This is a genomic window from Ruegeria sp. BHSA163 (genome assembly GCF_059613365.1).
The window spans coordinates 1-26669 of record NZ_JBXWSJ010000058.1 but is presented as its reverse complement, the minus strand read 5'-3'; the positions used below and the strand labels follow the sequence as shown (position 1 = coordinate 26669).

At 51.9% G+C, this 26669-nt stretch carries 25 protein-coding genes; 10 read left to right on the top strand and 15 right to left on the bottom strand.

What is annotated here, in order from left to right; all coding sequences use genetic code 11:
* The 8 genes from AC2FNV_RS19885 to AC2FNV_RS19850 all read right to left on the bottom strand — a co-directional run.
* Positions 1 to 543 (bottom strand): phosphate ABC transporter ATP-binding protein (locus AC2FNV_RS19885; protein ID WP_496774212.1); only part of this gene is annotated, 543 nt, incomplete at its 3' end.
* Between the two features lie 14 nt (positions 544 to 557).
* On the bottom strand, positions 558 to 1889 hold the full coding sequence (pstA, locus tag AC2FNV_RS19880) for a phosphate ABC transporter permease PstA (RefSeq protein WP_170480574.1): 1332 nt from the start codon (positions 1887 to 1889) through the stop codon (positions 558 to 560).
* Positions 1886 to 3358, bottom strand: a complete 1473-nt coding sequence (gene pstC / locus AC2FNV_RS19875; protein WP_170606961.1) for a phosphate ABC transporter permease subunit PstC — start codon at positions 3356 to 3358, stop codon at positions 1886 to 1888. The genes pstA and pstC overlap by 4 nt, the downstream gene beginning before the upstream one ends.
* Positions 3359 to 3444: 86 nt before the next feature.
* On the bottom strand, positions 3445 to 4485 hold the full coding sequence (locus AC2FNV_RS19870) for a substrate-binding domain-containing protein (protein WP_170606963.1): 1041 nt from the start codon (positions 4483 to 4485) through the stop codon (positions 3445 to 3447).
* Positions 4486 to 4653: 168 nt separating this feature from the next.
* Positions 4654 to 5700 carry an ATP-binding protein gene (locus AC2FNV_RS19865; protein ID WP_496774209.1) on the bottom strand — a complete coding sequence of 349 codons (1047 nt, stop codon included), beginning with the start codon at positions 5698 to 5700 and terminating at the stop codon, positions 4654 to 4656.
* 11 nt (positions 5701 to 5711) lie between these two features.
* On the bottom strand, positions 5712 to 6251 hold the full coding sequence (locus AC2FNV_RS19860; RefSeq protein WP_170606967.1) for a gamma carbonic anhydrase family protein: 540 nt from the start codon (positions 6249 to 6251) through the stop codon (positions 5712 to 5714).
* Positions 6252 to 6890, bottom strand: a complete 639-nt coding sequence (gene gmk / locus AC2FNV_RS19855) for a guanylate kinase (protein ID WP_170606969.1) — start codon at positions 6888 to 6890, stop codon at positions 6252 to 6254.
* A gap of 16 nt (positions 6891 to 6906) precedes the next feature.
* Positions 6907 to 7797 (bottom strand): YicC/YloC family endoribonuclease, encoded by an 891-nt coding sequence (locus tag AC2FNV_RS19850; protein ID WP_170606971.1) that lies wholly within the window; start codon positions 7795 to 7797, stop codon positions 6907 to 6909.
* 229 nt (positions 7798 to 8026) lie between these two features.
* Between AC2FNV_RS19850 and AC2FNV_RS19845 the strand changes: the two genes are divergently transcribed.
* Positions 8027 to 8701 (top strand): PAS domain-containing protein, encoded by a 675-nt coding sequence (locus AC2FNV_RS19845; RefSeq protein ID WP_170607017.1) that lies wholly within the window; start codon positions 8027 to 8029, stop codon positions 8699 to 8701.
* Between the two features lie 58 nt (positions 8702 to 8759).
* Here AC2FNV_RS19845 and AC2FNV_RS19840 read toward each other — a convergent pair whose 3' ends face one another.
* Positions 8760 to 10130, bottom strand: a complete 1371-nt coding sequence (locus AC2FNV_RS19840; protein WP_170480590.1) for a class II 3-deoxy-7-phosphoheptulonate synthase — start codon at positions 10128 to 10130, stop codon at positions 8760 to 8762.
* A gap of 169 nt (positions 10131 to 10299) precedes the next feature.
* Here AC2FNV_RS19840 and AC2FNV_RS19835 point away from each other — a divergent pair, with 169 nt between their 5' ends.
* Entirely contained in the window at positions 10300 to 11304 is a 1005-nt protein-coding gene (locus AC2FNV_RS19835; RefSeq protein ID WP_170480592.1) for a GlxA family transcriptional regulator, read from the top strand.
* Here the strand turns inward: AC2FNV_RS19835 and AC2FNV_RS19830 are convergent.
* Positions 11301 to 12398 carry a PQQ-dependent sugar dehydrogenase gene (locus AC2FNV_RS19830; protein WP_496774204.1) on the bottom strand — a complete coding sequence of 366 codons (1098 nt, stop codon included), beginning with the start codon at positions 12396 to 12398 and terminating at the stop codon, positions 11301 to 11303. The two genes, AC2FNV_RS19835 and AC2FNV_RS19830, sit on opposite strands and share 4 nt — an antisense overlap.
* A gap of 167 nt (positions 12399 to 12565) precedes the next feature.
* Between AC2FNV_RS19830 and AC2FNV_RS19825 the strand changes: the two genes are divergently transcribed.
* The 6 genes from AC2FNV_RS19825 to AC2FNV_RS19800 all read left to right on the top strand — a co-directional run bounded on the left by AC2FNV_RS19825 (position 12566) and on the right by AC2FNV_RS19800 (position 18413).
* Complete coding sequence (locus tag AC2FNV_RS19825; RefSeq protein ID WP_170606975.1) at positions 12566 to 13747, top strand: ABC transporter substrate-binding protein; 1182 nt, start codon at positions 12566 to 12568, stop codon at positions 13745 to 13747.
* Between the two features lie 124 nt (positions 13748 to 13871).
* On the top strand, positions 13872 to 14660 hold the full coding sequence (locus AC2FNV_RS19820; protein ID WP_170606977.1) for an ABC transporter ATP-binding protein: 789 nt from the start codon (positions 13872 to 13874) through the stop codon (positions 14658 to 14660).
* Positions 14657 to 15499, top strand: coding sequence for an ABC transporter ATP-binding protein (locus AC2FNV_RS19815; RefSeq protein ID WP_170606979.1), 843 nt, complete (start codon positions 14657 to 14659; stop codon positions 15497 to 15499). Before AC2FNV_RS19820 ends, AC2FNV_RS19815 begins: the two co-directional genes overlap by 4 nt.
* Positions 15500 to 15590: 91 nt before the next feature.
* Positions 15591 to 16601 carry a branched-chain amino acid ABC transporter permease gene (locus tag AC2FNV_RS19810; RefSeq protein ID WP_170480603.1) on the top strand — a complete coding sequence of 337 codons (1011 nt, stop codon included), beginning with the start codon at positions 15591 to 15593 and terminating at the stop codon, positions 16599 to 16601.
* Positions 16598 to 17968: a branched-chain amino acid ABC transporter permease gene (locus AC2FNV_RS19805; RefSeq protein ID WP_170606981.1), complete on the top strand. Its 1371-nt coding sequence runs from the start codon at positions 16598 to 16600 to the stop codon at positions 17966 to 17968. Before AC2FNV_RS19810 ends, AC2FNV_RS19805 begins: the two co-directional genes overlap by 4 nt.
* A gap of 190 nt (positions 17969 to 18158) precedes the next feature.
* The gene (locus AC2FNV_RS19800; protein WP_170480607.1) at positions 18159 to 18413 is read left to right on the top strand and encodes a hypothetical protein; all 255 of its coding nucleotides are present in this window, start codon (positions 18159 to 18161) and stop codon (positions 18411 to 18413) included.
* Positions 18414 to 18461: 48 nt separating this feature from the next.
* Here the strand turns inward: AC2FNV_RS19800 and AC2FNV_RS19795 are convergent, their stop codons facing one another.
* Positions 18462 to 20009 carry a helicase HerA-like domain-containing protein gene (locus AC2FNV_RS19795; protein WP_170606983.1) on the bottom strand — a complete coding sequence of 516 codons (1548 nt, stop codon included), beginning with the start codon at positions 20007 to 20009 and terminating at the stop codon, positions 18462 to 18464.
* 445 nt (positions 20010 to 20454) lie between these two features.
* Here AC2FNV_RS19795 and AC2FNV_RS19790 point away from each other — a divergent pair, with 445 nt between their 5' ends.
* Positions 20455 to 21069 carry an invasion associated locus B family protein gene (locus AC2FNV_RS19790; protein ID WP_170480611.1) on the top strand — a complete coding sequence of 205 codons (615 nt, stop codon included), beginning with the start codon at positions 20455 to 20457 and terminating at the stop codon, positions 21067 to 21069.
* 53 nt (positions 21070 to 21122) lie between these two features.
* Here AC2FNV_RS19790 and AC2FNV_RS19785 read toward each other — a convergent pair whose 3' ends face one another.
* Genes AC2FNV_RS19785 through AC2FNV_RS19770 form a run of 4 tightly spaced genes read right to left on the bottom strand, consistent with a single transcriptional unit; the run spans position 21123 to position 25356 of the window.
* Positions 21123 to 22331, bottom strand: a complete 1209-nt coding sequence (locus tag AC2FNV_RS19785) for a beta-ketoacyl-[acyl-carrier-protein] synthase family protein (RefSeq protein WP_170480613.1) — start codon at positions 22329 to 22331, stop codon at positions 21123 to 21125.
* A 7-nt stretch (positions 22332 to 22338) separates the two neighbouring features.
* Positions 22339 to 22596 (bottom strand): acyl carrier protein, encoded by a 258-nt coding sequence (locus AC2FNV_RS19780; protein ID WP_170480615.1) that lies wholly within the window; start codon positions 22594 to 22596, stop codon positions 22339 to 22341.
* 47 nt (positions 22597 to 22643) lie between these two features.
* Positions 22644 to 23720: a UDP-3-O-(3-hydroxymyristoyl)glucosamine N-acyltransferase gene (lpxD, locus tag AC2FNV_RS19775; RefSeq protein ID WP_170606985.1), complete on the bottom strand. Its 1077-nt coding sequence runs from the start codon at positions 23718 to 23720 to the stop codon at positions 22644 to 22646.
* Positions 23721 to 23754: 34 nt separating this feature from the next.
* The gene (locus AC2FNV_RS19770; protein WP_170606987.1) at positions 23755 to 25356 is read right to left on the bottom strand and encodes a L,D-transpeptidase family protein; all 1602 of its coding nucleotides are present in this window, start codon (positions 25354 to 25356) and stop codon (positions 23755 to 23757) included.
* 348 nt (positions 25357 to 25704) lie between these two features.
* Between AC2FNV_RS19770 and mepK the strand changes: the two genes are divergently transcribed.
* Complete coding sequence (mepK, locus tag AC2FNV_RS19765; RefSeq protein ID WP_170480622.1) at positions 25705 to 26274, top strand: peptidoglycan L,D-endopeptidase MepK; 570 nt, start codon at positions 25705 to 25707, stop codon at positions 26272 to 26274.
* The last annotated feature ends 395 nt before the right edge of the window (positions 26275 to 26669 follow it).

The following is a 26669-nucleotide window of genomic DNA, read 5'->3' as shown; positions in this document are numbered from 1 at the left end:
TTCGGGTTCGGTTGCTACAGCCCGGGCGATGCATAGACGTTGTTGCTGACCGCCTGACAGACCGGTGCCAGGAGCATGCAACCGATCCTTAACCTCTTCCCAAATTGCACCGCGCCGCAAAGATTTCTCTACGATTTCATCAAGTTCCGCTTTGTTCTTGGCAAGGCCATGAATTCGTGGGCCATATGCGACGTTATCGTATATCGATTTGGGGAACGGGTTTGGTTTTTGGAAGACCATGCCGACTTTGGCGCGCAACTGCACCGGGTCGACCCGCTTGTCGTAAATGTCTTCGCCATCCAGTTTGAACGAACCTTCAACACGGGCAATATCAATTGTGTCGTTCATCCGGTTCAAGCAGCGCAAGAAAGTCGATTTACCGCAACCAGAAGGGCCGATGAATGCGGTGACCGTTTTGTCTTCGATATCGACATTAACATCTTTTATGGCGTGGTTGTCACCGTAGTAAACTTGGCAGTCTCGGCACTCCAACTTAATTTCTTTGGTGTCCACTTGTCTCTCCACTCGCGACATGTCGTTCATTGGGATGGCCCTTTTTACCAGCGGCGTTCAAAACGGCGGCGTAGGATAATTGCGATGATGTTCATGCTCAGCAGAAAAATCAAAAGAATGATTATCCCGCCCCAGGCTTTCTCGTAAAAACCGACATCTGCGCGGGCTGCCCAGGTATAAATCTGTGCTGGCATGGCCGAGTTTGGCTCGGTGAAACCAGCAAGGAAACCATCTGGGTAACCGCGAGCAACGAAACCAACCATTCCAATCAATAGAAGCGGGGCGGTTTCACCCAAGGCTTGAGCAAGTCCGATGATAGTCCCAGTCAAGATACCTGGTGCTGCAAGCGGCAGCACGTGATGAAAGACTGCCTGCATTTTTGATGCCCCTACCCCCAACGCCGCGTCTCGGATCGACGGTGGCACCGCCTTAAGTGACGCGCGGGTAGAGATGATGATTGTCGGTAAAGTCATCAGCGTAAGCACCAGTCCACCAACCAAAGGCGCTGATTGCGGCAGGTGCATGAACTGAATAAAGACCGCGAGACCCAGAATGCCGAATACGATGGATGGCACGGCCGCAAGGTTCGAAATGTTCACCTCAATCAAGTCAGTGAAGCGGTTCTGCGGCGCAAACTCCTCCAGATAAATCGATGCGGCCACTCCGATTGGCAGCGATAGGCCAAGCACGACCAGCATCATGAAGAACGAGCCGACAACCGATGCGCCAATTCCTGCACCACCGGGGTTATCCACGCCCGAGTCAGCACCGGTAATAAACGGCCAGTTGAAAACCTGTTTGATTATGCCGGCTTCTTCCAACACGTCTACAAGGTCCAGATCGCTTTTTTGAAGAAACCGACTGTCTTGAATAGTATCTCTGGACACCCTGCCTTTGAAGTATCCGTCCACACGGCTTGAAGCAGCCAGATCGAATTCTATTGGTTCACCCAATTTGTCCGGATTTTCGCTGTAGAAAGTCCGGATCGTACCACCGACTTTGCCAAGAAGACGCTCAATTGCCGCTTCGTCAAAATCAACCTTTATTCCGTTTTCCGCCAATTCGTTGTTCAGTGATCTGATAAAAAGATCTGAATATGCTTTGGTCTTGAACAAAGTACTTTCTGCTTCGTCGCGTTCCGCAGGAGACAAAGTGAATTCAACACTAATCACAGTCCTTGTGAACGCAGGTATCCCCTGTGAAAGGATCGAAGCAAAGAGCACAATGAGAAAGAACAAACCGGTGGCGATGGCCGCAATTCCGTAAGCGCGAAACCTTTTTTCCGCATTGGCTCGTTTACGAGTGCGGGCATCGGCAGCGGTCAGAGAAACACCATGTCCACCCGTTTTAGGGTTCTGCATGCTTGCATCAGTCATTCGTACTGCTCCCGGTACTTACGCACGATGTAAAGGGCGAAGATATTCAAGCCCAGCGTTAGGATGAAAAGTGTCATACCCAACGCAAAAGCAACCAGCGCCTCGGGCGAGGCAAAGTCGGCATCACCAGTCAACTGGCTTACAATTTTGGCGGTAACGGTTGTCATTGCTTCAAACGGATTGAGGCTGAGCCTTGCAGCAGCACCTGCACCAAGAACAACGATCATCGTCTCACCGATTGCACGCGAGGCAGCCAGAAGAATCGCGCCTACAATACCCGGCAACGCCGCTGGCAGAACAACCTGCCGAATTGTTTCAGATTGCGTGGCGCCAAGGCCATAAGACCCGTCCCTCATAGCTTGGGGAACGGCGTTGATGATGTCGTCGGACAGGGAAGAAACAAAAGGGATGAGCATGATGCCCATGACAAGGCCAGCTGTCATGACCGCAGTTCCGGCCTTCATCCAACCCAAGCCCTCATCACCAAAAACGCCAAGCAGCAACGGTCCGACAGTCAGCAACGCAAACAAGCCGTAAACAATGGTTGGGATGCCTGCCAAAACTTCAAGCATCGGTTTAGCAAAAGAACGAACACGCGGAGACGCATATTCACTTAAGTAGATCGCGGCAAACAGGCCGATCGGCACCGCCACCAATAACGCAACAAGCGAGATATAGAAGGTGCCCCAAAGCAAAGGAATGATACCAAGTGATGACGATCCACCTCGACCTGAAAAACTTGGCGCCCAAGTCGTACCAAAAAAGAACTCGGTCGCGGGGTACAGTTTGAAGAATTCCCAAGTGTTAAACACAAGTGAAAGCACGATACCAATCGTTGTGAGGATGGCGATTGAGGCGGCCCCGAAAAGAAGCACGCTGACCCCTTGTTCCACAACGTTTCTGGCCCGGTATTCAGAACTGGTTTGCAACCAACCGGCACCTGCACCCAACAATGCGACCAATATTACACCGACAGTCATGATCGAATAGCCAGTCGAGGTCAGAGTTCGATAGCTTTGAGCCGCTCGCAAAACGGGCTGGGTGATTTCAGCGGTCACGACTTGCCCGGCGTCCTTCAGGCGTTGGGTCATGTCGGTAATATCTGCACGCGCGTTATTTACCATGTCCTCGGTCAGGTGACCTTGCGCAATCGCATTGTTCAAGCCCGATGCAGTTCGGCGCACTTCGGCCATTACTAAACTGCGGGACGAGCCCTCTTTGACAGCAGAGTCGGGGATCATCTCCGACACTTGAGAATTGACATATAACGGCTGAACCAACAGCCAGATGATCATAAGACCAAATGCGGGAACCGCGGTTTTTAAGGCTACATTTGCGCCGTAATAAAAGGGAAGCGAGTGCAAGCCCCGGCTGTCGCCTCCGGAACTGTGCAAAGCGCGGGACCGCCCAAGAAAAAAACCGACTGCCGCGATCGCGAAAACGATCAGAATAAGCCAAAGTATCGGCATGGCACCCCCACAGGTCTATTTGGGAATTATTCAAGAAGTTTGGGACGGCACGCGTGCCGCCCCTGCATTTTTAACCAATGTCAGGCTTAGCTGCCCGAGCCCATGGTAATTTCGTTGGCGATTGCATCCTGAGTTTTTGCAAGCTCAGGATCCGCTACCAAGCCATAATTGGCCAGAGGGCCAGAACCGCCTGCGATTTCATCAGCCGTAAAAAACTGGGCGTATTCCTTCAAGCCAGGGATTACGCCAATATGCGCCTTCTTAACGTAAAAGAATAGCGGACGCGAAACAGGGTACTCGCCCGAAGCGATGGTTTCAGTTGAAGGAGCGATGCCACCCATCGTTGCAACTTTCAGCTTGTCGGTGTTGTTCTCATAGAACGCCAGTCCAAACACGCCGATACCGTTCGGGTTCGTGTCGATGCGAGCCAAAGTTTCGGTGTAGTCACCGTCGATGTCGACCGATTTTCCGTCGGCGCGAACATCCAAGCATGCGTCTTCAGCGTCGTCTTCGCTCATGCCGCCTGCGATCATAGCTTCCATAGCACCAGTCGATTCGCAGCCGGCCAGCAAAACCTTGTCTTCGAACACTTCACGAGTACCGTGCTTGGTACCGGGGATGAACATCGCAATTTCAACGTCCGGCAAATCGCTGTTGAATTCAGCCCAAGTGTTAAAGCTGTTGTCAACCAGTGCACCGTCTTTCATGACCTTGGCACCGATGGCATTGTAGATGTCTGAAGGTTGGAACGCTGTGAACGCCGGGCCAGTCTGCTGGCTTGCGAAAACAATGCCGTCATAGCCGATGCGGACTTCCATGATATCAGTCACGCCATTGTCAGCACACGCCTTGATTTCTTTTTCACGAATTGCGCGCGATGCGTTCGCCACGTCGATGGTGTTTTCGCCTACGCCCTCGCAAAAACGCTTAAGGCCTGCTGATGAGCCACCCGATTCCACAACAGGTGTCGGGAAGTCAGTGTTTTCACCAAACAGCTCAGCAACAATAGACGCATAAGGCAGAACAGTCGACGAACCGGCAACTTGGACGTTGTCACGTGCAGCAGCAGTGGTGGCCGAAACAGCAGCAATCGCCAGCGCGGAAGCCGACAGTTTTACAAAGGACATTACAGTCTCCCTGAAAGTTTGAAGGTGATCACCCCCATGATGATCTCGAGCGAACCCCTATGAGTCGTCCGTAAGGGTTTTGTGACACTGATGTAACAGTATTATGACACTGCGGAATTTTGCTGAGATTCACTTTGAATATTTGACCGGGGTCCAAATTGCACAAAATCAGCGTGGCAAAATGACGGTAAAAACCGATCCCTTGCCCAGGTCGCTTTCTACACGCAACCGTCCGCGATGCCGGTTCACAATGTGTTTTACGATCGCTAATCCCAAACCCGTTCCCCCCAGTTGTCGGGACCGATGATTGTCGGCCCGATAGAACCTTTCGGTCAGACGAGGTAGATGGACGGCGTCTATGCCGGGACCCTTGTCAATAACCTGCACCCTTACCGCAGGTCCTCGAATAGCGATGTTTCTTTCAGATGGGATTAACTTAATCTCAACGCTTCCGCCGCTACCCCCATATTTTATTCCGTTTTCCACCAGATTGGTAAAAACCTGCCGCAATTGATCGCTGTCACCGGTCACCATCACCGGCCCTTCCGGCGCGGTCAGTGATAATTCGACCGAGGCGTCGTCACTCAATGGTCGCAGTGCATTCAGGATCGACTGAAGCAACCCGTTTATATCAACTTGCTCAGTCGGCCTTACACGCTCTTCGCTTTCGACTCTGTTTAACGACAACAAGTCGCCGACCAAACGATTCATGCGATAAGCTTCGTCTGTCATAATCTTGAGGAAACGCTCCCGTGCGGCCGCGTCGTCCCGAGCAGGTCCACGAAGTGTTTCTATAAACCCCATCAGTGCCGTAAGAGGCGTGCGAAGCTCGTGGCTAACGTTGGCAACAAAATCCCGACGCATCTGACTGGCTTGCTCTAAATGCGTAACATCCTGAAACACGACCAAAACCGCACCACCCGATACGGCTCCAATTCCGTTCATATATCGGCATTCTACTTCAAAGGTGGTGTCCTGTGCTCCGTCATTGGATAGATGTCGGGTTTTAGTGTGACCTTTGCTGCGAAGACTGTTTTCGATGGTGTCTATAACTTGCGGTTGCCGAAGAATAGTCGCGAAATGGCGCCCTTGAATATTCGGTCCCAGCAAAGTTTTGGATTCAGTGTTTGCTGCAATGATGCGTTCTGTCTGATCAACCATTAGTGCGGGCATGGGCACCACGGCAATGAACTCATCAATCAACTCGCTGGACATTTTCCGGCCTGTTACTTCAGATCAGCGGACGAAACGGGTGCCATCTGATCCCGGAATTTCCGCATATTGTCCTGATAGTGCAGTGCACTCAACGTTATGCTTTTTGCCGCGGCTTCGTCCAGTTGACGCACCACCTTGCCGGGCGCGCCCATGACTAGTGAATTGTCTGGAATTTCCTTGCCTTCTGTTATCAAAGCACCGGCGCCGATAAGACAATTCTTACCAATTTTAGCTCCATTCAGAATGATCGAACCCATTCCGATCAAGCTGTTTTCACCGATCACACAACCATGCAACATCACCTTGTGTCCAATCGTACAATTCCGGCCGATGGTCAACGGATAACCTGGATCGATGTGCATGACGCAGTTTTCCTGAACGTTACTTCCGGCGCCCACTCGAATTTCTTCATGATCGGCCCGAATAGTAGTACCGAACCAAACCGAAGCGCCCTGTTCGAGTACAACTTTACCGATGAGGTTGGCGTCCGGCGCCACCCATGTGTCCTCATGAATCTGCGGCTTCTCGTCGCCCAGTGCATAAAACGTCATCTATTGATCCTCAAATTCAGCCTGCAAAGTTCGAATATGTTCCTGCAATCCTGGCTGCTGAATGCGGCGCATTCGTTCTGCACTGACAATTGTCTTTAGCTTTTCCTCGGTTGCATCCAGATCGTCATTAATCAGTACGTAATCGTAATAGCCCCAGTGGCTGATCTCATCCCAGCTTTTCAGCATCCGTTTCGCAATCACATCGTCGCTGTCCTGACCTCGAACCTCCAAACGTCGTCTCAATTCGGGGATCGAAGGCGGAAGAATGAAGATCGACAAAGCGTGCTTACCCAGATCAGAATTGCGAATCTGGACTTCCCCTTGCCAATCAACATCAAACAAAACGTCCCTGCCCTGATCAATCGAGTCACGCACCGGACCAGCGGGAGAACCATAGAAGTTCCCAAAAACATGAGCATGTTCAAGCATCTGACCGTCTGTAACCTGTTGTTTAAACGCGTCTTCAGAAAGGAAAAAATATTCGCGCCCGTGTTCCTCACCCGGTCGCGGGGCTCGGGTCGTGGCCGAGATGGAAAACTCTAAATTCGAGTCCCATTGCATCAACCGGCGAGCCAGCGTGGACTTTCCTGCGCCTGATGGCGAGGACAGAATGATTAATAGGCCTCGGCGATCCGCCATGATGTAGTTCCCGTCACTATTCTACGTTTTGCACTTGCTCGCGCATTTGATCGATCACTGCCTTCAACTCCAGCCCCACCGACGTCAAGTCAGCATTTTGGGATTTCGAACAAAGGGTGTTGGCCTCGCGATTGAATTCCTGTGTCAGAAAATCCAGTTTGCGGCCGACAGGCCCGTCCTGCTGCAACAAACCGCGCGCGGTTGAAACATGAGCTGCCAGACGATCGATCTCTTCTGTGATGTCTGCTTTAACGCTGATCAAGGCCAGCTCTTGCGCAACCCGGTCGGGGTCAGCACCATGAGAGTTATCCAAGACACGCGCCAGATTTTCTCGTAGCGCCTGCCTCATTTCTTGACGCCGTTTTTCTGCCAATGCCGCGGCGCGCTGAGTCAAGTTTTCAATGCTTTCCAGTTGGTCCCTTATTATCGCTTCCAGCGCCAAACCTTCGGTCCGACGCATTTCCAGAAAATCAGACAGTAAAGCGCTGAAATCGGACTTGAGAAATTCCACCAGCGGACCCGCATCATCAACATCAGGTCCAGCTTCGATCATTCCTTTTAACGACAAAAGTTCACTGGCCTTGGATTGCGCAAGTGACAAACCTCGTTTCGACGCCATCGCTTCTGCTGCAACCAAAGCATCCAAGGCTGCCTCCATCGCCGGCACGTTCAGTTTAATGTCCTGCGAAGATTCTTCCCGACTCAATCGCAAGGAAAGTATGACATTCCCTCTACCCAAAGTTTTTGACAGGTCGGATCTTAGTGCCGCTTCAAGACCGGTTAACCAATCCGGTACTCGCAAGCGTAGGTCCAGCCCCTTACCATTGACGCTGCGCAGTTCCCATCCCCAACTGTGAGGGCCGTGCTCCCCTTTTCCCGAGGCAAAACCGGTCATGGATTTGATCATGCCTGTCCTTTCCAAAGTTGCCTGCCGCACCTAATGCTATCCGTTGCTGTGGGGCAAGGCCTTGCTTATTCGTCAAATCTTCGGACAAGTTAACCATTAGTTAAATATTTCCTCCAAAATTGATTAAACCCGTGTCAGTCTTACGAGCACAGAGACTATCAGGCCGACGATCCGCCATTTAGATGGCATTTTAGGAAAATCCTGGCTAATCGGCATAAGGGTAATGAAAATGAAAACTTTTTTTGGAACGGACGCCAACTCCGACTTTGGAAAGATCATTGCAATGGACCGCTTTGACAGTGGGCGTAGCTTGTCCCCTATCCGTCAGGCCGAAGCATACTGGACCGCTCTCTTAACTGGCGGTGAAGTTCCGATGCGGTCTCAAATCGATCCGCGCGGGCTTGAGAATATCCTCGAGTATACTTTCGTTCTGGAAAGGATCGCACCTGGTTTGGCGAGGTTTCGACTGGCGGGAAGCCATTTGACGAAACTCGCGGGTATGGAGGTTCGAGGAATGCCTCTGACAGCCTATTTCGAGCCCAGCGCTCGCGGCGCTGTAACGAGGCATTTGGATAGGGTTTTCTCCCAACCCGCAATTGCAGAATTGGGCCTTGTTTCATCTGGCAAACTTGGGCGCGCAAAGCTTCAGGCGAGAATGCTTTTGCTGCCGCTGAAAAGCGATCTTGGCGATATTAGCAGAGCACTGGGTGTTCTGGTTAGTGATGGCCCAATCGTATCGACACCCCGCCGATTTACCATAGCGGAAAACAAGATAAGGACCGTGCACGATATCCAAAAGCCACCGGTGCGGTCCGGCTTGCAAAACATGGGGCTGGCCGAGGAACAGGCTGAATTCAAATCGGCTCCACCTCACCTGAGGCTCGTTTCGTCACGGGACGACTGATCAAAATTAAAAAACGGCGAGCACCCGGCCCGCCGTTTTGGTTCAGCAAAACCTGCACTTAGCTCGCGGCGCGTTTAGAGCCATTGCTGCGCAAGTTAGTGAGTTCTTCGGCCACGAGGAACGCCAACTCCAACGACTGCGACGCATTGAGGCGGGGGTCGCATGCCGTGTGATACCGATCCGATAGGTCTTCTTCGGTCACCGCTCGGACACCGCCAGTGCATTCTGTTACGTCCAAACCGGTCATTTCGAAATGTACACCACCCGGCACTGTTCCTTCAGCCTGATGGACGCCAAAGAAATCACGTACCTCACGTAGAACCGAGTCAAACGGTCGCGTTTTATAACCCGTCGCCGATTTGATGGTGTTGCCGTGCATCGGATCACAGACCCAGGTTACCTTCGCGCCTTCTTCTTTAACTGCCTTGATCAGGCGTGGAAGATGCTCGCCAGCTTTTCCTGCACCAAAACGTGCGATCAGCGTCAAACGACCCTCTTCATTGTCCGGGTTCAGCTTGGACATCAAAATCTTCAGGTCCTCGGCGGTAGTAGTAGGTCCGCACTTCAATCCAATTGGGTTCAAAACGCCGCGACAAAATTCGACATGAGCGCCATCAGGCTGCCGGGTACGGTCACCGATCCAAATCATATGACCTGACCCAGCCAACCAATTTCCCGAAGTCGAATCCAACCGCGTCAGGGCTTCTTCATATTCCAGAAGCAACCCTTCGTGGCTTGTGTAGAACTCGACGGTCGAAAATTCATGTGTGGTGTCTGCAGTGATTCCCGCGGCATCCATGAAATCGATGGTGTCTTGAATTCGATCTGCTATTTCAGAATATTTTTGTACATCCTGTTCGTCGGTGAAACCCAGAGTCCAAGAATGCACGCGGTTCATGTCTGCAAAACCGCCTGTTGAAAACGCGCGCAACAAGTTCAGCGTTGCGGCCGCCTGCGTATACGCTTGCAGCATCTTAGCTGGGTTCGGAACTCGAGCTTCTGGCGTAAAAGCCAGCTCATTAATAATGTCGCCGCGATAGCTGGGTAGTTCTACACCATCCACAACCTCGGTTGGCGCACTGCGTGGCTTGGCAAACTGACCCGCCATACGGCCAACTTTAACCACAGGGACTTTTGCCCCATAGGTAAGAACCATCGCCATTTGCAGCATCACCTTAAAGGTGTCGCGGATAGCATCCGCACTAAATTGGTCAAAACTCTCGGCACAGTCTCCGCCTTGCAACAAGAAAGCCTCGCCACGGCCAGCGGCGCCCAAATGCTGCTTGAGGCGTCGTGCCTCACCCGCAAAAACCAGCGGGGGATACTGCGAAAGCTGAGCCTCGACTTTGGCCAGCGCGGCCGCATCGGTATACTCGGGCATCTGAACACGGGGCTTGTTGCGCCAGTTCGATTTTTGCCACTCGGTCATAGCTTTGATCTCCGCTGAGGTAATTCAGGGTGTCTCTATACAAAAAGCTGCGAAGAGTGACCATATCCCTTTTGCGCCTCTTGACGCCGCAAATAAGCTTTGAGCATGGTTGCGGGCAGACCAGCCGCCGCCAAATTCACGGCGCGCTCCGAATCAAGGACAGTTCGCCATGCAAGAGCAACGCCAAGTTGTCACTGTGGACAGCAACACTGACAAGCCAAAAAACTTTGTGTTTGTTTTGTTGGAGAAGTTTTCGCTTCTGTCTTTTGCATCGGCTTTGGACAGCTTGCGCATTGCAAACCGAATGGCCAACCGCGAGCTTTATACCTGGCAATTGGCCGCCGAAGGTGGCGAAACTGTCAAATGTTCGGCAGGCACGACGTTCACCGTCGATTGCGATCTCGTCGAACTACAGCGTGACGACGTAATTCTGATTTGTGGTGGCGTTGACGTGCAGGCCGCCACCACCAAGCGTATTCTGAACTGGATACGACGCGAAGCACGCAAGGGTCTTAGGATCGGCGGTCTATGCACAGCAGCTTATACCTTGGCCAAAGCCGGGCTGCTGGAAGGCAAACGTGCGACAATACATTGGGAAAACTCAGACAGTTTTGCTGAAGAGTTTGACACTGTAGAACTTACGAAGTCTGTGTTTCAGATCGACGGAAATCGAATGACCACCGCTGGCGGAACCTCATCCATTGACTTGATGCTAAAGCTAATTGCGGACGATTACGGCGAGGATTTGGCCAACGCGGTGGCAGATCAGATGATCTATTCCTCTATTCGAACTGACCAGGACACACAGCGTCTGTCCACGCCAACTCGAATTGGTGTTCGCCACCCCAAGCTCAGCCAAGTCATTCTCATGATGGAAAAGAATATCGAAGAGCCGATTTCCCCTTCTATCCTGGCCAAGGATGTAGGAATGTCGACCAGACAGCTTGAAAGGTTGTTCCGTCGTTACCTCAGCCGCTCGCCCAAGAGGTATTATATGGAATTGCGTCTGCATAAGGCACGAAATCTACTTATGCAGACGGATATGAGCGTCATAAACGTGGCACTGGCCTGCGGTTTTGCCAGTCCGTCGCATTTTTCGAAATGCTACCGTGCACACTACAACACTACGCCATATCGCGAGCGTGGAGCGCAAAGCGGAAGGTTATCTGTCTAACTCGCTGGCACCATCCGGTATATCGCGCCCTGCCCGACAGAAATAAACCAAATTGAACCGTCTGGTGCCTCTACTATATCCCTGACGCGCTCGGTTTCCGGGCCTTTGATCTGCTCGACCTCTCGCAAATTGGATCCTGACAGCCGGGCGATATAATCGAATTTGAGCGATCCCACGAACAGATTGCCTCGCCACTCTGGCCACAATTTGCCCGAGTAAACCATTAAGCCCGACGGCGCTATTGATGGATCCCAATAGTGTTCGGGTTGTTCCATCCCCGGCTTAGATGTGCCTTCGCCGATTTTGTCGCCGGAATAGTGGACACCGTAGGAAATTACCGGCCATCCATAATTTGCGCCCGGCTTGATCCGGTTCACCTCGTCTCCACCGCGCGCGCCGTGCTCGGACAGCCAGAGGTTTCCCCGCCCGTCAAGGCCAGCTCCCTGAGGATTTCGATGACCATAGCTCCAGATTTCAGGTCGTATATCTGATTGACCGACAAATGGATTATTCGCTGGCACCGTTCCATCGCGATTTATGCGGATAACTGTACCCATATGATTTGACCTGTTTTGAGCCTGCGGTCTGTCACCGCGATCTCCAATCGTTACGAACAGTTTCCCGTCTGGAGCTTCAACGACCCGTGATCCGAAATGGCGCCCGCCGCTACCGCCGGGAACAGCTTCAAAAATCACGCGTAAATTTATAAGGCGATCACCAGATTCTGACAGACGAGCAACAGCCAAAGCCGTTCCTGCACCTCCTTTTTGTGGTTTGGAAAAAGTCAGAAAAATCTCGCGGGTTCGTTGGAAGTTTTTTGCCACAGTAACATCAAGCAAACCGCCCTGCCCGTTCGCGGCGACTTTTGGCGCTCCTTTCACGCGCCGTGCCTTGCCTTTGCTGACGTACAGCAAGTCTCCATCCCGTTCCGTTACGAGGAACGATCCATCCGGCAAAATCCCGACTGCCCAAGGTGTGTCCAGACCTTCTGCCACCTTTGAAACTTGTACGGGGCCGGCTGAAGTTTGCAAAACATCGGCGCTGAGCGATCCAGCCCAAAGGCAAAGAAATACCGTTGCAAGGAATTTGGACATGATGCCGCTCCATCATTTGACACGTGACAGCGGGAACAACCGCTATCCCGATAAAACAGATAGGTTCCTAATCAGAGAAAACACAGTTTCGTTAGTACTTTTCTTTTTCCGATAGCTTGCCTAGGGTCTTGCTCAGAACAAAAAAGTTCAAAACAGGGAGTAACCAAATGAAAAAGCTGCTTACTGCAACTGCAGCAACCGCATTGCTGGCCGGTTCGGCCATGGCCGAGGATGTCACGCTTGGCGTTCTCTTCGGTTTTACCGGCCCGATTGAATCACTTTCTCCAGCCATGGGAACTGGTGCCGAACTGGCGATGGCCGAAGTAACGGAGTCCGGCAAACTTTTGGATGGCGCCACCGTCACAAGCATGCGCGCAGACACCGGCTGTATTGACAACGGATTGGCAACAGCGAACGGCGAACGCATGATCGCGGAAGGTGTCGCAGGCATCATCGGGGGCGATTGCTCGGGTGTTACCGGTGCAATACTTCAGAACGTGGCGATACCAAACGGCATGGTCATGATTTCACCCTCAGCCACATCACCTGGTCTGTCGACCATGGAAGATAACGGCCTGTTTTTCCGCACGGCACCGTCGGACGCACGTGAAGGTCAGGTCATGGCCGACATCCTGCAGGATCGCGGGATCAATTCGATCGCGTTGACTTATACAAACAATGACTACGGCAAGGGTTTGGCTGACGCTATTCAAACGTCTTTTGAAGCTGTCGGTGGTGAAGTCACGATTGTTGCTGCCCACGAGGATGGCAAAGCGGACTATTCAGCAGAAGTTGGCGCTCTTGCGTCTGCAGGCGGCGACATTCTTGTTGTTGCAGGTTATCTTGATCAGGGCGGACTGGGCATCATTCAATCAGCGTTGGATAGCGGAGCTTTTGACACATTCGGATTGCCCGGCGGTATGATCGGTGACTCGTTGCCAGCCAACGTCGGCCCCGACCTCAATGGATCGTTCGGTCAGATTGCTGGTTCGGGTGGCGAAGGCGCAGAGAAATACTTCGCTATGGCCGAAGCCGCGGGATTTGACGGTTCATCGCCGTACTCACCGGAATCTTATGATGCAGCAGCGCTTTTCATGCTGGCAATGCAAGCGGCGGGTTCGACAAACCCAGCGGACTATGTCGGCAAAGTGCTGGAGGTTGCGAACGAACCCGGCGAAAAGATTTATCCGGGTGAACTGGCCAAGGGTCTAGAACTACTGGCTGCCGGACAAGACATCGATTATGTCGGTGCATCTGGAGTCGAATTAATCGGCCCCGGTGAAAGTGCTGGCTCCTACCGTGAGATCGAAGTGACAGACGGTGAAAACAAGACCGTTAACTTCCGTTGATCCCATTCAAATATGTATAAAGCAATCAGCCCGGGCCTTGCTCCCGGGCTGATTCAATGAAAAAAGACTGCACTTTTTGGGGATGGAACAAAAACAACGCCGACAACGGCGGCTAGGGGATAAGATGATCGTCGTTGAAGACGTGCATAAGCATTTCGGCGGTTTCCACGCAGTGGACGGGGCGACACTGGAGATCGAAAAGGGCTCGATCACGGGCCTAATCGGGCCGAACGGAGCCGGCAAAACAACGCTGTTTAATGTCATCGCCGGGGTGCTGCCGCCCACAAGCGGCAAAGTGTTTATGGATGGCGAAGATATTACCGGCTTGCCTCCGCACGACCTGTTTCACAAGGGCTTGCTGCGCACGTTCCAGATCGCGCATGAATTTTCGTCGATGACTTGTCGGGAGAACCTCATGATGGTTCCTGGCGCGCAATCGGGTGAGTCACTTTGGAATACTTGGTTCGGACGCAAACGTATTGCTGACGAAGAACGCGCTTTGCAGGCCAAAGCTGACGAAGTGCTGGAATTTCTGACAATCGAGCATCTGGCCGATCACAAGGCCGGTCAAGTTTCTGGCGGGCAAAAGAAGTTGCTGGAACTGGGTCGCACCATGATGGTTGACGCCAAAATCGTATTTCTGGATGAGGTCGGCGCAGGCGTGAACCGCACTCTGCTGATGACAATTGCAGACACGATCCTGCGTCTTAACAAGGAACGCGGTTATACTTTTGTGGTCATCGAGCATGACATGGATTTTATCGGAAAAATCTGCGACCCCGTCATCTGCATGGCCGAAGGCAGAGTACTGGCCGAGGGCACGTTAGATGAAATCAAGGCGAACGAACACGTGATCGAAGCCTATTTAGGTACAGGTCTGAAAAATAAAGACAAGCTGGAGGCCCATACATGAGCCGCAGCTCTAGTGACAACCCTTATCACGATGATAAGGGCAACAAGGACGCCTCGATCACCAACAAGGCCGGGATCGGAACCATGACGCCCGCGTACAAAAAAAGCGGGCCTGTCACCAAGGTCGACGGTGGACCCTTTTTAATCGGCGATACTATGACAGGCGGCTACGGCAAGGGGCCAGATATACTTCACGACTGCACGATTGCGGTCGACAAAGGGGAAATTGCGGTCATTGTCGGCCCGAACGGAGCAGGCAAATCTACTGCGATGAAAGCTGTTTTCGGAATGCTGGATGTTCGCGCCGGATCTGTGCGGCTGGACGGTGAGGATATAACATCGCTCACCCCGCAAGACCGCGTTATTAAAGGCATGGGTTTCGTACCGCAGACCCAGAACATTTTTACCTCGATGACCGTCGAAGAAAATCTGGAAATGGGCGCATTCATTCGCCGGGACGACATCTCTGAAACGATGGAACAAGTTTTTGAGCTGTTCCCGATCCTGCGCGAAAAGCGTAATCAAACTGCTGGGGAGTTGTCGGGGGGCCAGCGCCAACAAGTCGCCGTCGGCCGTGCACTGATGACCCAGCCCAAGGTTCTAATGTTGGACGAGCCGACCGCTGGCGTATCCCCTATTGTTATGGACGAGCTGTTCGACCGGATTATCGAAGTTTCGCGTACAGGTTTGCCGATTCTAATGGTCGAACAAAATGCCCGCCAAGCACTTGAAATCGCAGACAAAGGCTATGTGCTTGTGCAAGGGCGCAACGCCTACACTGGTACAGGCAAGGAATTGTTGGCCGATCCGGAAGTGCGCAAGAGCTTTTTGGGGGGATAAGAATGCTTGCAGAAGAAAACTCTATTGTCTTCACATGTATCACCCTAAGGACAAGACTGGCAGGTTATGTTGAACGGGGGGTGCAAATCTGATGGACTTCCTCAACGCCCTTGTCGCGCTCTCCAACTTTGTCATCGTTCCCGCGATTGCCTATGGCAGTCAACTGGCGCTGGGTGCACTCGGAGTCACGCTGATTTACGGCATTTTGCGGTTTTCGAACTTTGCGCATGGTGACACGATGGCCTTTGGCGCGATGATCGCAGTTTTGGTCACTTGGGGATTCCAAGCAGCCGGAATTGGTTTTGGGCCCCTTCCCACGGCGCTGTTGGCTTTGCCTTTTGCCATCTTGGGTTGCATCGTTTTGGTTCTTATCACAGACCGAATTGTTTATCGCTTCTACCGCGAACAAAAGGCTAAGCCCGTGATACTGGTGATCGTCTCGATGGGCGTCATGTTCATCATGAATGGGCTCGTGCGTTTCATCATCGGTCCTGATGATCAAAGGTTTTCCGACGGCGCCAGATTTCTGATTTCTGCGAGAGATTTCAAAGCCATAACTGGCTTACGCGAAGGCCTTGCAATCAAAACGTCTCAGGGAATTACTGTCATCGTGGCTGTGGTTGCAGTTGCTTTGTTGTTCTGGTTTTTGAACAAAACGCGCACTGGAAAATCCATGCGCGCCTATTCAGATAACGAAGATTTGGCGCTGCTATCCGGTATCAACCCTGAACGGGTCGTGATGATAACTTGGATAATAGTCGCAGCGCTGGCAACGACTGCTGGAGTACTGTATGGGCTTGATAAAAGCTTTAAGCCGTTTGTCTATTTTCAACTCCTGCTACCAATCTTCGCTTCGGCTATAGTAGGAGGATTGGGCAACCCAATAGGCGCAATCGCAGGCGGCTTTATTATTGCATTTTCAGAAGTAACAATCACCTACGCGTGGAAGAAGGTACTCACTTATCTGGCACCAGAGAGTTTGGAGCCGTCAGGATTGGTTCAATTGCTGTCTACCGATTACAAGTTCGCTGTTAGTTTTGTGATCCTGCTGATCGTTCTTCTGTTCAAGCCTACAGGCCTGTTTAAAGGAAAAGCGGTATGAGCGAGACGACTAAAAACGCGTTTCTGTTCGCGATCGTCGGCGCGCTTATTCTTGTTACAGGCGTGCTTCAAGGATGGAATGCTGCAATCCTCATTCTAAACATGGGTTTGATCTCGGCCATCATGTCAATCGGAGTGAACCTTCAATGGGGATTTGCTGGTTTGTTCAACGTGGGTGTCATGGGTTTCGTCGCTTTAGGTGGCTTGGCCGTGGTCCTTGTATCGACACCGCCTACACCAAGAGCCTGGGCTGCAGGAGGCTATGGCGTAGTTCTGTCTCTTTTGCTCGGCGCCGCAACTGTTGTCGCTGCGGTCATGATTGCCAAAAAAGTTCCAAAGGGTCGTGCACAGACACTTTCAATTATTGGGGTTCTCGTCGTCGGTTTCTTTGTTTATCGGGCGATTTTTGATCCCAGCATTGCTGCAGTTGAAGCTATTAATCCAGCAGTTGAAGGTAATTTAGGTGGGATGAACCTACCCGTACTTTTTGCCTGGCCTGCAGGAGGCTTGTTAGCGGCGGGGGCTGCTTGGCTGATTGGAAAAACGGCGTTGGGTCTACGGTCGGACTACTTGGCTATTGCGACACTTGGTATTGCCGAAATCATCATCGCGGTCCTAAAAAACGAAGATTGGTTGGCGCGTGGCGTCAAGAATGTCTATGGAATACCACGCCCGACACCCATTGTGGGTTACGAAGTAGATCTTCAGCAGGATCCGGATTTCATCGCCCGGGCAGAATGGTTGGGGCTGGACCCGGTGACGGCGTCGACCTTGTCAGTAAAGCTGGGTTATTCGCTGCTTTTCGCAGTTATTCTGGTAATTTTACTGTGGATGGCCCAGATGGCGCTGCGCAGTCCTTGGGGCCGGATGATGCGCGCGATCCGCGACAATGAAGTCGCCGCCGAAGCCATGGGTAAGGATGTAACCCGCCGCCACTTGCAGATTTTTGTACTGGGTTCAGCAATCTGCGGAATAGCCGGTGCAATGATGACGACGTTAGATGGACAGCTTACGCCCGGAGCCTATCAACCGCTGCGCTTTACGTTTTTGGTTTGGGTAATGGTTATCGTTGGCGGATCGGGGAACAATTTCGGTGCTGTCCTCGGGGCTTTCGTCATCTGGTTCCTTTGGGTGCAGGTCGAGCCGATGGGCGCGTATGCCGCAACTTTGATGCAAAACGGGTCAGCGTCACTGCAAGCTTCCCTTTCCGAGAACTCGTCTGGTCTGTTGCAATCCATCGCTTCTGGTCTTGTATTAATGAGCGACCACATTCAAGCGAATGTTCAGCACATGCGGATGCTTACAATGGGTTTGATTTTGCTGATTGTACTTAGGTTCAATCCAAAAGGCCTGATCCCGGAAAAATAGTCCTGACCAAGAGGTTAAAATCGCACACCGCGCTGTAAACACGGTGCGGTTTCTTGCACGAAAGGTTAAAATTTTATAAACGCTTTCTCTACTGCTCACGCGAGAGAACAAATCGGATCATCATGTATGGATTGATTGGACGATTTGGAGCAAATCGAGTGACAACGATTACTGAAGGTTGGTGACTGAAATGAATATCCCATATAAATTCGCTACCCTGACAGTTCCGTTAGTTGCCGTTTTATCCGGGTGCATACCGACACCCGAAGACCTTGAAACCACACCGGTCACGGTTCAGACCCCCAAAGGCGAAGTTACCTGTCAGCTCTATCGTCAAGACCGTGTCTCGTGGGACCGGGCAATCAATTTTCCTGCGACAAAGATGTCAGTGCCCGAGGCGGATGCATATTGCAGGCAAGAAGGCCAGCGTAGACTTAAAAATTAGTTTCTTGTCTTGCGCTGAATTTCTGTGGCGCTGACACCAATCCTTGACTTAGCGGTTTTTGAACAAACTTCCAAGAATTCCTCGAACCATGCGCCGTCCGGTCGTTCCTTTTAGTTCTTTTATGACCGCCTCGCTCATCGCAGACGCAAACGTGTCTTTTTTTCGCGTCGTGCGCGCAGTTGACCGACCAACACGGCTACCGGAATAACGTCTGGCGGCGCTAAACTCTCGTTCCATTGGTGATTGGTTTTCAATGACTTCGTCTGCTTCGGCTTGTTCAGCGGCTTTTGCAGCGGCACTCGCGCGGGCTTGAAGAATTTCGTAGGCTGATTTTCGATCTACTGGGATTTTGTATTTGCCCGCCATTTCGGAAGCGGCCATCAGAGCCTTGCGTTCACTTGCGCTAATCGGCCCCAATTGCGATCCCGGCGGTCGAATAAGGGTACGTTCGACAATACCTGGCACCCCTTTTTTTTCGAGTAGCGAAGTCACCGCCTCTCCCACGCCTACCTCGCGAATGGCCGTTTCTGTGTCAAAACTCGGGTTTTCCCGATAGGTTTCGGCGGCCAACCGCAAATTTTTGCGATCCTTTGCGGTAAAGGCACGCAAAGCGTGCTGAACTCGATTACCAAGCTGTCCCAAGATATCCTCGGGAATATCAGCCGGATTTTGTGAGATGAAATAAACGCCCACGCCTTTAGAGCGGATAAGGCGCGCAACCTGTTCGACCTTGTCGACAAGAATCTTGGGCGCATCATCGAACAGCAAGTGAGCTTCGTCAAAAAAGAATACCAGTTTGGGCTTGTCTGGATCACCAACCTCCGGCAATTCCTCAAACAATTCGCTAAGCAGCCAAAGCAGGAAAGTGGCGTAGAGCCTGGGTGCTCCCATCAGCTTGTCCGAAGCAAGGATATTCACCATGCCCTGACCGATTTCGTCTTTGCGCATCAGGTCGGACAAATCCAGTGCGGGTTCACCAAAAAGATTTTTACCGCCCTGATTTTCCAGAACTAGCAAGCGCCGCTGAATGGCACCAATGGAGGCGGTTGAAACATTGCCGTACCGAAGCGATAGTTCCTCGCGGTTTTGGCCGATCCAAACCAGCAGAGATTGCAAGTCCTTGAGATCCAAGAGCGGCATCCCTTCTTCGTCTGCTACCCGGAAGGCAATATTCAAGATACCCTCTTGTGCCTCGCTCAACTCCAGCAGGCGTGACAACAACAGCGGTCCCATCTCGGTTACTGTAGTGCGGACTGGGTGCCCTTGGTCACCAAACAAATCCCAGAAAGTCACAGGGCAGGCAGCGTAGCTAAACGTGTCGAACCCGATCCGAGCAGCGCGTTCAGAAAAAGCCTGATGCAGTTTGTGCTCGTCACTACCGGCAAGAGCCAACCCGGAAAGGTCACCTTTGACGTCGGACAAAAAAACAGGAACTCCGGCCTGCGAGAAGCCTTCGGCCAAAATCTGAAGTGTCACTGTTTTACCGGTACCGGTCGCCCCGGCAATCAGCCCGTGTCGATTGGCATAGTTCAAAGCCAATCCTTGTGGCTGACTGTAATCTGCTCCCGCGCCGCCTAAAAAGACCTTATCGTTCATTGATAACTCGCCCCTGCTTTCACCGATCTTTCCAAAGCATATAAAGTTAACCTTTAAGTGCGATAGTCAATCTGCTTTCCATGTGGGTTTTCTGCGGGGAAGCAAACTTCCTCCCTGTCGACTGGCCGTGCCTTAGGGCACGGCTTTTTTAGGTTTCGACTGCTTATCACCCGATTCAGATCACTTTTTTACGTTAACAGTTGACCACCGGGTTCCCCTCTCGTAACGTCGCGCCATAACTAAGTCGGCCAGTCCGACGGGGAGAAACCAAACAAAAAGGGAGCCGATCAAACGGCTCCCTTTTTTGTTGGGCGGGATCGGCAAAAAATTGACGAATTAGGCGAAAATACGATCAATTTCAGATGTTCTAGTCGGATTAAACCTGACACGGTAAGGTTGGGATGCTAGATGGAAAAAAAAGCTGGATCAGCACAACGAGGCATTCATGATCAGGAAACTTGTTCCACTAAACCTGTTGGCAGCCACCCTTTGCTGTGGCGCAGTGTTCGCCCAGGAAACAACTGAAGCGCAGCCGACGGAATCACCACAAGCTGACAGTGGGCAAACAGCCCAAGGCGATCTGGATTTAGGCGAAACTGGCCCGCGTATTGGTGAGCAATACGTCGAAAAACAATCTGGCGACTGGGAAGTATCCTGCATAAAGACTGAAAGCGGCGATGATCCTTGTGCGTTGCGCCAAATTCTAACGGGCCAACAGGGCCAACCGATTGCTGAAGTTACTATCGAGAAGTTACCAGAAGGAATCGCAGCGGTTGCCGCCGCAACGGTTATCGTCCCTCTGGAAACCCATATCCCGTCGCAACTTGCTGTTTCTGTCGATGGCGCCCCTGGCAAACGCTACAACTATCACCACTGCAACCCAGTTGGATGTATCGCTCAACTCGGATTTACCGAAGGCGATGTGGATGCAATGAAGGGCGGCAACAAAGCGATTTTGTCGATTGTGTCGGTTCTTGCGCCCAACCAGGTTTTGGAAATCGAAATGTCGCTGGCAGGATTTACATCCGGGTTCGATGGCTTGACCCCGAACCAAAACTAATCTTCGATCGAATTGTCGAACACCGCCGTTTTGAATTCGGCGGTGTTTCGTTGTCAAACTCGTTTAAGCGCAAGAACCGCGTTTAGGCCACCAAACGCGAATGCATTGCTAAGCGCCACGTCAACACTTGCTTCTCTCGCCTCATTCGGCACCACGTCCAGAGCGCATTCTGGGTCCGGTTCCTCATATCCGATAGTGGGCGCAATAACACCATCACGCACAGCCATGATACACGCCAACAGCTCGACTGCTCCGGTTCCACCGATCAAATGACCATGCATAGATTTGGTCGAAGAGATCATTAGTTCATCCGCGTGCTGACCAAAGACATCGGCAACTGCCGAACACTCGGTTTTATCGTTCGCAGCGGTTCCTGTTCCATGTGCGTTTATGTAGCCAACATCACTAGCGTTCAGACGTGCGTCTGACAAAGCGCCTGCCATAGCGCGCGAGGCGCCTTGTTTGCTGGGCATTACGATGTCGGATGCGTCCGAGGACATGGCAAAACCAACGACTTCGCAAAGAATATCAGCACCTCTAGCACGGGCATGTTCGAATTCTTCAAACACGAAAATACCCGCACCTTCGCCTTGCACCATGCCATTCCTGTTTGCGCTGAAAGGGCGACATGCATCCTTGGACATAACACGCAGGCCTTCCCAGGCTTTAACCCCGCCAAAGCATAGCATCGATTCAGATCCACCAGTGACCATTGTTGGTGCGGCACCACTGCGAACCATTTGAAATGCCATCGCCATCGCATGATTCGAAGATGCGCAAGCTGTCGAAACGGTGAAACTTGGCCCTTTTAGGTTATACTCCATTGAGACATGGCTGGCTGCGGCGTTGTTCATTAACTTTGGAACGACAAAAGGATGCACCCTGTTTTTTCCGTCCTCATAGACCGACCGATAGTTGTCGTCCCAAGTGGATACACCGCCGCCAGCAGTTCCCAGAACGACTCCGGATCGAGCTGCAAGTTCACCATGGAAAACGAGCCCGGATTGTTCGATAGCCTCTTTGGTTGCCGTCAAGGTAAACTGCGTAAAGCGATCATACAGCGTCATCTGCTGCCGATTGAACCGACCTTCGGCCCCGAAACCGCGAACTTGGCCACCGATTTTTATGGCCAGCCTTTCCACATCGCGAAATTCAAGCTCTGAAATACCACACCGACCTTCGCGCATTGCTTCGAGTGTATCGGGAACCGTGTGGCCCAGCGAGTTGATGGTGCCAGCACCCGTGATGACAACGCGTTTCATGCGAGTGTCAGACCTTTTCCGACACGAGTTTTTCAATTCCCGCGATAATGGCGGAAACATTCGAGATATCGAAGTCGCCGGCAGTTGGCTCATTTGCGTTGAATGGCACGGTGATATCGAATTCTTCCTCGATTGCAAAAATGCTTTCGACCAAACCCAGGCTGTCGATACCTAAATCTTCTAACGTGCTGTCGGGTGTTACATCGGATGGCTCCAGAACGGCCTGCTCTGCAATTATTGCTATGACGCGGTCGCTGATGCTCATGTCGTTCCCCTGATTATCGCGTTGGGGATGATTTAATCACTTGGAGGCTATTTGAAAACAGCCTTTTTGATAGCCGCAACGTCCCGTGCCAACCGCGGCAAACGCCGCTGCACTTTGTAGATCTCAGTATGAGTTTCCATTTTTACAGCCGGATAACCCATAACAACACGACCAGCAGGCACGTTTGACAATATTTTTGAGCTTCCGCCAGCAATCACACCATCGCCAATAAATACATTGTCCGAAATACCACTCTGCCCACCAATAACCACATTGTTTCCCATTACGACCGAGCCAGAAAGTCCCGACTGACCACACAGCAAACAGTCATTTCCGATCTGCGAATTATGGCCGATATGAACGAGGTTATCCAATTTCGAACCTGTGCCAATAACCGTGTTACGGACCGTTCCGTTATCAATAGTGCAGTTTGCACCAACTTCGACATCATCGCCGATTTCAACTGCGCCTAATGAATGGATTCGCAGCCAGCTCTGGGCCTTGGCGTCACCCTGATCACCCAGTGTTTTACGCGCGATTTCAACACCTGAAACCTCAGGTGTTACAAAGCTGAAACCGTCACCTCCGATGCGTGCACCGGGCTGCGCTATGAACCTATCCCCGATTTGCGACCTTGCTCCGACGCTGACCATTTCACGAAGAAACGCGTCCTGACCGATCGAGGCATCCATACCGATTACGCAATGCGGTCCAATTACGGAACCCATGCCAATTTTTGCCCGTGCTCCGATAACGGACAAAGGACCAATTGAAACACCGTCTTCTATTTCGGCTGTTGGATCAATCACTGCAGAGGGATGAATGCCTTCCGCGACGCCCTGCCCGCGGTCAAGCATAGCTGTGATACCGGCCATTGCCATGCGAGGACGTTTTACAAAGAGCGCTGCTTCCAAGCCAAACCCGCGCCAATCCGCTCCTTCCCACAGCACTGCCGCACGCGCGGTGCCCGCATTCAAATCCTCGGCATATTTCGGGGCCATTGCCATCGCAAGGTCGGTCGGCCCTGCATCCTTTGGTTCGGCGGCGCGCTGAATTGTAAGATCTGTCTGACCCTCGGCTTCGACGCCAAGCGACTGAGCGATTTGTTGAATGGTGTACTGCATGGCGGGCTTCCTTATTTCAGGATTCGCCCTGTGATTAACCCTGAACGTCTGGCAGGACCACCCCTGCTTTCTGCAACGCGTCCCAGATTTTCTGATCCCGGTTGTAAACGTCGCGACGATACTGAACTTCGCCCCTAGGTCCGATATAGGCCGTGCGGTAAATCAAGTGCACCGGAACTGGTTGCTCCAGCTCGACCTTGGTTTCCTTGCCCGTATTCAGGACACGGTGGAAAAAGGCCTTTGGATCCTCTTCCTGACGGGCCAACAGAGTGTAAGCAAACTCGAAAGGATCGGCCAGTCGAATGCACCCATGTGAGAAAGCTCGAACCTCGCGCGCGAACAAACTTTTCTGAGGTGTATCATGCAGATAGATGTTGTGTTTATTTGGGAACATGAACTTTACAAGACCCAGAGCGTTGCTTTGACTAGGTGGTTGGCGCATTGAAAAGGGAAAATTGCGCGCGGTGAACTGAGTAAAGTCGACAGCCTCACGATTAACCCGGCGCCCGCTGCGATCTGTTATCTGAATATGGCCCACCGCATTTGGGTTCGCACGCAGTTTGGGCAGATACTCCTTAGTTATGATTGAGCGTGGAACGTACCAACTGGGATTGATAACCATATGTTCCATTTGGTCTGAAAACTCGGGGCTGCGGCGATCGTGTGTGTTCTTTCCAATAACAGCTCGGGTTTCAAAGGTCACACGACCATCGTCGACGATCTTGGCTGAGAAATCTGCTTGATTGACCAAAATGTGCCGCTCACCACGCTCTTCCGGCAGCCAACGCTCGCGCTCAAGCGCGACCAAAACGGCCTTAAGGCGGTCCGAAACTGGTCTGTTTAGCTCTGCGATTGTTCCTTGGCCGGCGACCCCATCGGCTTCCAGCCCATGCGCTGTTTGAAATTCATGAACAGCTGCGACAAGCGCATCATCAAACGTGGGGCTGGCGGTCGGCTTTAGGTAACCCATTGCGACAAGCCTGTTGCGCAACCTGACAACGTCAGTTCCTGAGTCCCCGCGTTCCAGTTTGGTATCTGGTACTTTCTGCCCCCATCCGCCTTGGGCAATAAGGTTTTCCAGCAACATCTTCTGCTTCATCAATGCCCGATATTGAGGCGACTGTGGTGCAACTTGATGGATGTATGTATCCCCACCATGGTCTAAAAGCGCCTGAAGATGCTCCTTTGACGAAAGGCGGTCCACCTCTCGCACCAAACCGCCATCAATTTGTTCGGGATTAACGGTTCCAGAATGCATGTCTTTAGCATATTTCACAAAAATGCGGCTCAACTCTGCCTCGACCGCCCCGAGATCGCGGGTGGTTTTGGCAGTTTCCATCTTGGCAACTAAACCCTGCGGATCGTATCGCCCATCGGGTAATCCATGCTGATCTGTATTCAACAAAGCCCGCACCAGAGTGGCGCGACGAACCGCGTGCTCAACGTGGTTTCCAACCCAAACGGGCTCATACCCGTTTTGACGATAAAATGCCGCAAGGGCCGGATCCGAAGCCGTGTTTTCCGCCAAAGCCATCTGAAACGCGGTGTTGTCCGTGTCACCGGTGGCGACGGACCCTGAGATCGCAATGCATGCCGCAAGTAAAAATTTGGCAGTAGAACGTAGAACCGATTGCATAGATTGGCCTTGGTTTTTCAATAACTTGAAGGCACTCTAGAAAGCGCCCAAACCTGATACTGTTTGTTTGCTCCGAGGATGTCTATTCACAAATATATCATCGAGCCGCATCTTTGAAAAATTGATGCGTGTTTGCATCTGGTCGACTGATCCTGCCGGAAATATCGGCAAGCCTGTGTCAATTGCGCAAAAATTTGCCGAAAATTCCCCTTGGATTTCGACTAAGCAAAAGACTGCTTGGCTCACGATTCTGGCTGTGTCATAAAATCCGCGTCTGGGATGGGAAAAAATTAAGATCGCGCGCGTAACATCGTGTGCAGGCAGGAACAGTACGGGACGAAACTAGAAATGAGCAAGAGCAGTACATCGGGACTAACCCGGCGTGCCCTATTGGGTGCATTTGCCGCTACAGCCGTTGTCGCGGCACCATCCTACTCAAAAGCAGCTGGCTTTCTTCGCGGCGGTGGCGATATCCGCAGGATTCGGATGTATTCCGGCCGCACGGGCGAACGTATCGACATGGTCTATTGGGTCGATGGTAAGTACATTAAGGACGCCGTGAAAGAAGTTAACCACTTCATGCGCGATTGGCGCAATGATCAGGTTAAAGATATGGACCTGCGCACCATCGACATCATGGCTGCATCGCATAACTTGCTGGATGCAAGTGAGCCTTACATGCTGTTGTCTGGCTACCGTTCTCCTAAAACGAACGCAATGCTTCGTTCACGGTCGCGCGGCGTCGCGCGGAACTCATTGCATGTGAAGGGTCAGGCCGCTGATCTAAGGCTGTCATCCCGTTCGGTTTCTCAAATGGCCAAAGCGGCGATGTCCTGTCGTGCAGGCGGCGTCGGCCAATACTATCGATCAAACTTTGTACATATGGACTGCGGTGACATTCGTACTTGGCGCGGCTGAGCAAGCGATCTGATACTCGCGCTACTTTAAGCAAACTCAGTACTGTGCGATTGAGTTGGGCGTATTCGCACCAATTTTCTTGCGCATCTCACTGATCTCAGTTCTGAAACGTACCCCCAAGACTTTTCGCCGCGCAAAAAAATTTAGGCTGCGCTATTCGGCCCCGCTCCAATGTTTTACGTGCATTTCCGAGAAATCGAACAGTCAGTCACAATGAAATGGCGCACCTGAGAAGCGCCATAGTGTTTTCCTAGGTGTTCCAGTGTGTTCCTTTTTCCTTCTTGTAATCAATTATTTGTTGACGTTGATATTCCACTAAGGCTTTTTGAGTTCCCACTAGTTCCCACTTTTCTAGTGGGAACAATTGTGGGAACACCAATGATGGCATCAAACTC